The following is an 8645-nucleotide window of genomic DNA, read 5'->3' on the forward strand; positions in this document are numbered from 1 at the left end:
GGGTACGTATTCCGCCTTGCAGATCGGCAGCGACAGCGTCGGCGCGCCGGCCTTGAGAATGAGGTCGGCGCGTTTCTTCGGCGACCACACCAGCGGAAAGCTGGCACTGGAGAGCGCCACGCGCAGGCGATGCCCCTCGGGCAGGCGGTAGCCGATCAGATCCAGCGCCACGCGTATCTCCATTGGCTCGCCCGGTACCGGCGGGGTGATCGTGGCCGAATCGTCTCGCAGGTTGAGGTTGAGCGTGGCGTAGCTGATCAGCGCGCTTTCGCCACTGGGAGCGACGTCGCACAGGCGCACGTGCAACTGGCCGCAATCCTCGGCACTCGTCAGCGTGGCGGTGAGTGTGGGCTGGCCGAGGATATCGAGACCGTAGAGATAGGGCTCGGAATCGAAGGTCAGTGCCAGGCCGTCGTCGCGGCGCTGGTCCGGCGGGAAGTCCGCACCGAACCACAGCGGAATGTATTCTCCCTGCAGCGAGCCGGCGGTGAGCGGGGAGGCGATCGCGCGGTCCTGGCTCAATCGACCGTTCGGCGTCAGGCCGGTGTCGCCCAGCGCAAGCGACCACGCCTCGATCTCATCCGCCGGCGCGGGCCAGCCTTGGGTGCGAACCCACCGGCCGGGGCGTTCCAGATACCGGGGCGCCGGCGGCACGCCATCCTGCAGGTAGAAGGTGCACTCGGGTTCGTCCATGATCCCGGTGTCGATGTCCTTGAGCCAGTAGTCCCACCAGCGCAGCGCCTCCTGCAGGAAGCCGATGGCGGGATCGGGAATCGCGAAGTGCGGATACTTGTGCATCCACGGCCCCAACAGTGCCTTCTTCGGGCAGGAGAGATTCTCCATCATGCGCGGGATGGTGTTGACGTAGGAATCCGCCCAGCCGCTGATCATGTAGACCGCCGCTTCGATATTCTCGTAGCTCTCGCAGATCGAGCCGTGACGCCAGTAGTCGTCGCGGTGCTGATGCGTGAGCCAGGGATCCATCAGCAGCGGCATGTTGTCGAGGCGATGCTTCCACATCTCCCGCCAGCGATCGCCAACCAGCGCCGGGTCGGGCACCGCGGCGGAGAAGCTCAGCATGGTCGCCGCCCAGCCGAGATTCTCCAGCAGCATGTTGCCGCCCTTGTAGTGGATATCGTCGGCGTAGCGGTCATCGGTGGAGCAGAGCGTGATGATCGCCTTGAGCGGCTCGGGCCTGAGCGCGGCCACCTGCAGGCCGTTGAAGCCACCCCAGGAGATGCCCATCATGCCGAGCTTGCCATTGCACCACGGCTGCGAGGCGATCCAGTCGATCACTTCCAGCGCGTCGGCCTGTTCCTGGGGGGCGTACTCGTCCTTCATCAGGCCGTCGGATTCGCCGTTACCGCGCATATCGACCCGCACGCAGGCGTAGCCGTGGCCGGCGAACCAGGGGTGGGTGAGCTCGTCGCGAACCGCGGTGCCGTCTCGCTTGCGGTAGGGCAGGTATTCGAGGATCGCCGGCACCGGTTTCGATTCGGCGTCCTCCGGCAGCCAGATTCTGGCGGCCAGGCGAGTGCCGTCGGCCAGCACGATCCACTGGTTCTCGATCTCGCGCACGCGGTGCGGGAAGTCCTGTCTGATTCTCATGCCTCGTCCTTGGCGGTGGTTGAGGGAGTCTTGCGTGTCGGCATCGTGTCGAGCCGATCGGGGTACTTGAGCCAGACCCACAGCGAGCCGGTGGCCAGCAGCACGATCAGCATGGCGGGCAACCCGCCCAGGTTGGAGAGCATCTTGATGCCGTCGATTCCCACGAAGCTGACCATGACCCAGGAGACCACGCCGACGATCACGCCCCAGATCACCTTCATGGGGACGCCGGCATTGAGATCGGAGTCGGCGGTCAGGCCGCGGGTGCAGAGGTTGCCGATGGCGTCGGTCTGGGAATCCGCCGCGGTGACGTAGGAGATGTAGGCGATGAACAGCAGCAGCGGAATCCATACCTGGGAGAACGGGAGTTGGCGGAACAGCTCATAGAGCACGTTCTCGACGCCGCGGTCGTTGAGCACGGCATAGAGATCGGCGCCGCCCGTGTCCAGATGCGACTGTCCCAGATGTGATTGAAAGTAGAGCGCGGTGCCGGAGAAGATCAGGATCCACACGCTGGCGAACAGCGCCGGATAGAGCAGGTTGACGCGCAGGAACTCACGTACCGTGTAGCCGCGGGAAATCTTGCCCAGGAACAGCGCCGCCACCGGCGCCCAGGCGAACCACACCGCCCAGTAGAAGATCGACCACCACTGCGGCCACTGGTCGTCGGCGGCGGCGCCGGTGAAGAGGCTCTTGGTGAAGAAACCGTCGAGATAGACGCCGAACGACTCGACGCCCAGCGCCAGGCAGAAGACGGTGGGGCCGACGATGAACATGAACACGCCGAGAATCCCGAGCAGCACGGCATTCAACGACGACAGCCGGGCGATCCCCTTCTGCAGACCGCTGGCCGCAGAAATCACGAAGGTCACCACGATGATGGCGATGATCACGCCGAGTCGCAGCGGGCTGGTCTCGCCGCCGAGATACTGGCCCGCGCCGCCGGCCAGGGTCAGCGCGCCGGTGCCCAGCGAAGACGCCATGCCGGCCACCAGCGCATAGAGCGAGATGGCATCGATCAGCCCGCCGAAGCGTTTGACCCTGGGGCCGAAGATCGGCTCCAGCATGCTCGAGATCGAAAAGCGCAGGCGCAGGTTGTAGAAGGCGAGCGCAAAGATCAGCGCCGGGACGGCGTAGATGGCGTAGGGCGTGAACGACCAGTGCAGGAACATGGTCGACATCGCGAACAGCATGGCATCGCTGGAACCGGCCTCCAGGCCGCTGGAGGCGGGCGGGCCCATGTAGTGGTAGAGGGGCTCGGCGGTGGTCCAGAACAGCACGCCCACGGCCAGCGTGGTGCATAGCGTGATCGAGAACCAGCGCAGCCGCGACAGCAGTGGCGTGGCATCCCGGCCGCCGATGCGGACACGGCCGAGCGGAGAAAAATAGACGATCACCGCCATGATCAGCAGATAGAGGCTGCCGAGGCTGAACAGCCACGAGAAGTTGGTCAGGACCGCATCGTTGAGCGCGCTGGCCGTGGCCAGAAACGCGTCCAGATCGACATAGCTGGCCACGACCGCTGCCAGCAGGATCAGAAAGGTCGGCCAGAATACCAGTGGCCGCAGCGAAGTTTGCATAGCCGTCTCCCGTTATCGTTATCGTAGGCGCCGATGCGCCGTGCTCATGGCGGTATAACCTAACGCCTTTGCCGCCCCGTCGGGCAAGCGGTCGCTGGGAATGAGGCCATGCGACTAGCTCATGGGCAGGGTGGCGGAGGTGGCTGCCAGGCGCTGTAGAATGATGCGGCCAGGAATCGACGAAGGAGACGCAATGGAGCCTGAAGACCTCACCAGACTGGTCAGTCGCAAGATGCCCTTCGGCAAGTACGAGGGGTGGTTGATCGCCGACCTGCCGGGCCCATACCTGAACTGGTTCGCCCGGGAAGGCTTCCCCGACGGGGAGATCGGGCGTCTGCTGGCGTTGATGCACGAGATCGATCACAACGGCCTCAGTGGGCTTTTGGACCCTCTGAGAGAGCGGCGGTGACGCCGGTAGCCGGGCTGGTCGAACAACTTTTTCTGCGGCGAATGCCGCAAGGCCCACTGCAGCCCGATGACATCGGGCTGCGTTCGGCGGCGATTGATCGCCGGAAATCGCTGCGTCTGGAACCCCATTATTTCAGTGTCGACCCTTACATGCGAAACCGCATGCAGCCAGAGGGATACGACTATATCGCGCGATGGCAGACTGGCAGTGTGCTCTCGGGCTGGGCGCTGGCTCGGGTCGGGGAGAGTCAGTCGCCGATGTGGCAACGGGGTGACTGGGCGCTCGGGCATCTTCCGATGCAGACGATGGTGGAGCATGACGGGGCTGGGTTGATCCGCTATCCGGCGTCGGCGGAACCGCCCCTGGCGGGACTGCATCCGCTAGGGATGACCGGATTCACTGCCTGGCTGGGAGTGTGCCGCATCGGCCGACCGTTGGCATCGGACACGGTGCTGGTCGGTGCCGCTGCCGGTGCGGTGGGGTCTCTGGCGGCGCAGTGGGCTCGACGTGCCGGGGCGCAGGTGATCGTGACCGCCGGACGCAGAGAAAAGCGGGAGTGGTTGAAGGCGGTCGGTTTCGAGCACGTGCTCGACCACCGCGCGCCGGACTATGCCGAGCGGCTGCGCGAGATCTACCTGATGGCATCACGCTCAATTTCGAGAGTCTCGGCGGATCGGCGTTCGAGATCGCCAACACCCTCATGCGCCCCGGCGGTCGAGTGGTGCTGTGCGGGCTGATCAGCCAATACCAGCAGCCCGAACCCCGCCGGGCGCCAGCCAACCTGGCGCGCCTCGGTGGTTTGGGCGTCAGTGTTCACCCTTTCGTCGCGCCCGAATATCTCCATGAGTGGGAAGCGTTCCAGCGCGCTACCCAACTGCCTGTGGCAGCGGGCGAACTCGTTTGGCGTCTGGATATCGTCGAAGGTGGGCTGGCGGCGGTTCCCAGGGCGCTGACAGGGCTATTCGATGGCGACAATCTGGGCAAGCGGGTAGTGAAGATGGACTATCGCTAATTGGCTACGTCTCGGTTCTCCTCTGGCACTAACTCAGCCAGCGGCCGATGCCATAAGCGGCGAGCCATCCGATCAGTACGGCCAGGGCAAGCCAGGACCAGCGTCGCCAGCGCGTCTGATGGCGGCTGAGGGCGATCTGCAGCTGCTGCGTCAGCAGCTCCTGGCGAACCACGATGCGTTCGGGGGACGAGGAAAAATCGGTGGCGGTGTCCCCTTGCCAGTGGGGGGCATGGGTCATGCCCAGACCCGCCCGCAGCCTGCCGAGGTCGTCCAGCAGTGCATGCAGGTCGTCATAGGCTTCGCGATGCGCCGCGTCGCCGAGAGCGCTCAGTGCATCGGCCTTCAGCGTCCGATTGTTGCAGCGTTCTGCAGCCCTGACGATGGCTCTGGGCGTTGCGTCCTTGGCGATGCCGAGTCGGCGATAGAGATCACGCATGTTGCATCAACAGGTCGTAGGCGTTCTTGATCCGCTGGAAACGCTGCGAAGCCAAGGATATTCGCAAGTCGCCCTGGCCGTGGAAGCGATCGGGATGATGGCGCTGTGCCAGGCGGCGGTAGGCGCGTTTGATATCGGTCGAAGAGGCATGCTCGTCGAGTTCCAGGACCTGCAAGGCCAGCCGGATTCGGTAGTGGGGTTGGGGGATGTCGGCCGCCTGCTGCCACTGGCGTTGTCGTCGCTGCTGTTCTTGACGTGAGGCTTCTTCCTGACGCGCTCGCTCCCGGCGCTGGGCTTCGGCCTGGCGCTCCTCTTCCTGGCGCTGGGCCTCGGCCTGGCGTGCCCGTTGCAGGCGTTCTTCTTCCTGGCGCCGCCGCTCCGCTCGTTGACGTGCCTGCTGGCGCAGGCGGTCACGCTCAAGGCGATTCTCCCGTCGTCGCGCATGCGCGGACAGGATTCGGGCTCGCCAGCCTAGCCAACGCTGAGTCCCGCGCGGAGAGGGAGCCGGGGTATCGGTGTCTGCCTCGGCTGCCGGCTCGGCTTGCTCTTGCTGCTGCCAATACGCCTGCCGGCTGGGGTCGCTGGGAGGCGTCAGGGCGCGGCCGGCCACCTCGCGGAACAGCCGTGCAAAAGCAGCGGGCGTCACGCCCGAAAGATCGGAGAGAAAGCGCAGGATGTGGTGATTGCGCGGGCTGAGATCGCCCTCGCTCGTGGCCAGCCCGATCGCGCGCCGCAGGAAGGGATGCGACTGTTCATCGACGCGTTCGCGTAACACCACCTCGGCGGCCAGTTGGATGGCCTTGAGGTCGGCTCTGGCGATCGCCAGCAACGTGTCGAGATCCCGGGAATGGCGATAGCCGTTGGCCAGCACTTCGAGATAGCGCCGGTCCTCGGCAAGCACGGCGCGCTTGTTGACGTAGACCCACGCCAACAGCAGCAGGGCCGCGGTATCCGGAGGGTAACGACTTTTCAGCAGCAGAAGCTCGAAAGCGGAAAAGCGCGCTGGGGCCATCGATGAATCCAAGCGGAGAAAGGGTTGTTGTCGTCATTGGTTGGATTCTGAGTATACCCAAACTCGACGAAGAGTCGTCACCGTTGCGCCTCGCCGATAGGTTCCGCTGAAGCATAGGCCAGTGCTGCAAGTCGATATATCGAGCTGCTCATGCGTTGGCGGTGAATGACCCGGTAAGGTCGAGAATGGCCTGGGCCAGACTGCGGTCGACGATGAGCGTATTGAACAGCCCAGCCTTGGCAGCGGCGATCGTTGCCTGGGCTCGATAAGCACCGGCACCGGTACCGATGACCCGGGGAACCCTGCGTAATTGGTCCACCGAGATACCGAGGACGCGACGGTCCAGTTCGCTTTCTATGGCCTGTCCATGCTGATCGAAGAGTCGACCACTGATTTCGCCGCAGGCGCCTTTGTCGGCTATCTCCTCGGCCTCGCTCGCTGTCAACATGTTGTAGAGCGCCGAGCCGGAGGGGCGCCAGGCACCGACTGATACGACGGCGATATCCAACTCCTCGATTCGGGCCAACGAGCGGGCGATATCGGGTTGGCGCGCCAACGCCCTCGCTGTTTCGGCCTCCTGCAGTACCAGGGGGGCATAGATGGGGTATGCCGTGCCATTGGCGGCTTCTGCGATGATGCGAATGGTCTCGACCGATCCGAGTCGGTTGCCGGTGAGGTGGATGGCTCCGGCGAGCTGCACGACCTCGCAGGTGGGCAACTGGCGGATCTGGCGTGCCATCGACTCGATCACACGGCTCCAGGTCATGCCGACGGTCTGGCCGGGTTTGATCTCGTCGTCGAGCACTATGGCAAGGCGGTGGGCGACGGCTTCGATGGTGGATTGGTCGCTACCCGGTATGCGGTCCACCACAATGGCGTGTTCGATTCCCAAGGCCGCGGCCACGTCCAAGCCCATCTCCGGTGACAGTTGCGCGGGATGGCGAATGCTGATCATGACCAATCCCGTTTCCCGGGCCTCCTTCAACAGTCGCGCGACCTGAAAACGGCTGATACCGAAGTGACGCGCCAGATCGCTCTTGGATTCGTCCTCCAGGAAATAACGACGAACCATCTCAAATATCTGATCCTCGCCGACAGAAGCCCTTTGTGGCCGAGTTTTACTGGCATCCGTCATAAAGCCTCCCTCTACATCCTTAGTTGTAGTCGTCGGTCGAAAACTTGCCCTGAGCGATAGTACCAGCATACGCTCTTGCTCGTTTGAGGCTAATGGCGCTCATCCGAGCATTAGCATGCGCCGTCTCATCGTGACTGGATCACCAACGACAACTTGGGTCATGGGCCCGCTGCCTCCTGACGGGGTTCGCCAAACGAGAGGAATGTCATGAGCGTCGATGATCTGCAGGACCCCACGCGGTCAGAGGGCAAATCCAGAAAGGCGGCATTTGCTGCGTTCAGCGGTGCCTTCATCGAATGGTATGACTTCTATCTCTACGGCATCGCCTCGGCGCTGGTGTTTCCGCAACTGTTCTTCGCCGATGCCGACGCTTCCGTCAGCCTGATGGCCTCGTTCGGCGCCTTCGCCGCCGGTTTCATCGCCCGCCCCATTGGTGCGTTGCTGTTCGGCCACTTCGGAGACCGGCACGGTCGCAAGACGATGCTGATCATCACCGTTCTCATCATGGGCGTATGCACGCTGTTGATGGGGCTCGTGCCGACTTACGAATCGATCGGCTGGTGGGCGCCCGCGGCGCTGATTACCCTTCGTATCGTGCAGGGGCTGGGAATAGGCGGTGAATTCGGCGGCGGTGCGCTGGTTGCGCTGGAGAACGCGCCGAGCCGAAAGCGCGGGCTGATGGGCAGCTTTCACCAGTTGGGTACGCCGATGGGGCTGCTGGTCTCTACCGGGGTCTTCTCCCTGGTCCAACTGTTGCCGGAGTCGAGCTTTCTGGCGTGGGGCTGGCGGATTCCGTTTCTGCTGAGCGGTGTCTTTCTCGTCTTCGCCCTGTTCCTCCGCAGTTCGCTGCCAGAGACGGAAGTCTTCCGCAAGCGAAAGACACAAGAGCCCGCGCGCCACATCCCGTTGATGAGCCTGCTTCGCGAGCAACCGGGCCATCTGTTGCTCGGACTCGGCGCGCGCATGGCCGATGCGGTGACCTTCAACGTCATCAACGTCTTCGGTATCGCCTACGCCACGTCGACGCTGGGATTGTCGCAGCAGATGATGCTGACCGGTTTCGTCATGTCCGCCGCGGTGCAGGTCTTCCTGACACCGTTGATCGGCATGTTCTCCGACCGGGTGGGGCGCCGTCCGGTCTACATGGCGGGCATCGTCGTCTGCGCCATCGGGGGGCTGGCCTATTTTCCCCTGCTGTCCACCGGAGAGGCCTGGGTCGTCTGGCCGACCATCATCGTGGTGCAGGCGGTGGGCACTGGGCTGATGTTCACCATTCAGGGCACCTTCTTCGCCGAGATGTTCTCGACGCGCGTACGCTACACCTCGCTCGGCATGATCTATCAGGGCTCGGCGCTGTTGGGCGGTGCACCGACGCCGTTGATCGCCGCCGCGCTGGCCAGTGCCTTCGCCGGTAGTTACTGGGGGCCGGCGCTCTATCTGTTTGACATGACAT

At 63.9% G+C, this 8645-nt stretch carries 9 protein-coding genes; 4 read left to right on the plus strand and 5 right to left on the minus strand.

Features of this window, described 5'->3' with window-relative positions; genetic code table 11:
• On the minus strand, positions 1-1608 hold a 1608-nt coding region (locus tag AC3AYF_RS14615), incomplete at its 3' end, for a CocE/NonD family hydrolase (RefSeq protein ID WP_295039748.1).
• A complete protein-coding gene (locus AC3AYF_RS14620) occupies positions 1605-3188 on the minus strand; it encodes a BCCT family transporter (RefSeq protein ID WP_295039749.1) in 1584 nt (527 codons plus the stop codon). The genes AC3AYF_RS14620 and AC3AYF_RS14615, both read right to left, overlap by 4 nt.
• A gap of 193 nt (positions 3189-3381) precedes the next feature.
• Between AC3AYF_RS14620 and AC3AYF_RS14625 the strand changes: the two genes are divergently transcribed.
• Genes AC3AYF_RS14625 through AC3AYF_RS14635 form a run of 3 tightly spaced genes read left to right on the plus strand, consistent with a single transcriptional unit; the run spans position 3382 to position 4609 of the window.
• Positions 3382-3597, plus strand: coding sequence for a DUF3820 family protein (locus tag AC3AYF_RS14625; RefSeq protein WP_295039751.1), 216 nt, complete (start codon positions 3382-3384; stop codon positions 3595-3597).
• Positions 3594-4334, plus strand: a complete 741-nt coding sequence (locus tag AC3AYF_RS14630) for a zinc-binding dehydrogenase (RefSeq protein WP_295039753.1) — start codon at positions 3594-3596, stop codon at positions 4332-4334. Before AC3AYF_RS14625 ends, AC3AYF_RS14630 begins: the two co-directional genes overlap by 4 nt.
• On the plus strand, positions 4298-4609 hold the full coding sequence (locus tag AC3AYF_RS14635; RefSeq protein ID WP_295039755.1) for an MDR/zinc-dependent alcohol dehydrogenase-like family protein: 312 nt from the start codon (positions 4298-4300) through the stop codon (positions 4607-4609). Before AC3AYF_RS14630 ends, AC3AYF_RS14635 begins: the two co-directional genes overlap by 37 nt.
• 28 nt (positions 4610-4637) lie before the next feature.
• Here AC3AYF_RS14635 and AC3AYF_RS14640 read toward each other — a convergent pair whose 3' ends face one another.
• The 3 genes from AC3AYF_RS14640 to AC3AYF_RS14650 form a co-directional block, all read right to left on the minus strand.
• Positions 4638-5045 (minus strand): hypothetical protein, encoded by a 408-nt coding sequence (locus tag AC3AYF_RS14640; protein WP_487779911.1) that lies wholly within the window; start codon positions 5043-5045, stop codon positions 4638-4640.
• Complete coding sequence (locus tag AC3AYF_RS14645; protein WP_295039760.1) at positions 5038-6057, minus strand: J domain-containing protein; 1020 nt, start codon at positions 6055-6057, stop codon at positions 5038-5040. The genes AC3AYF_RS14640 and AC3AYF_RS14645 overlap by 8 nt, the downstream gene beginning before the upstream one ends.
• A 148-nt stretch (positions 6058-6205) precedes the next feature.
• Complete coding sequence (locus tag AC3AYF_RS14650) at positions 6206-7261, minus strand: sugar-binding transcriptional regulator (protein ID WP_295039761.1); 1056 nt, start codon at positions 7259-7261, stop codon at positions 6206-6208.
• 138 nt (positions 7262-7399) lie between these two features.
• Here AC3AYF_RS14650 and AC3AYF_RS14655 point away from each other — a divergent pair.
• A partial coding sequence (locus AC3AYF_RS14655; protein WP_487779912.1) for an MFS transporter occupies positions 7400-8645 on the plus strand: 1246 nt, incomplete at its 3' end.

It is taken from the genome of Salinicola sp. (assembly GCF_982684285.1).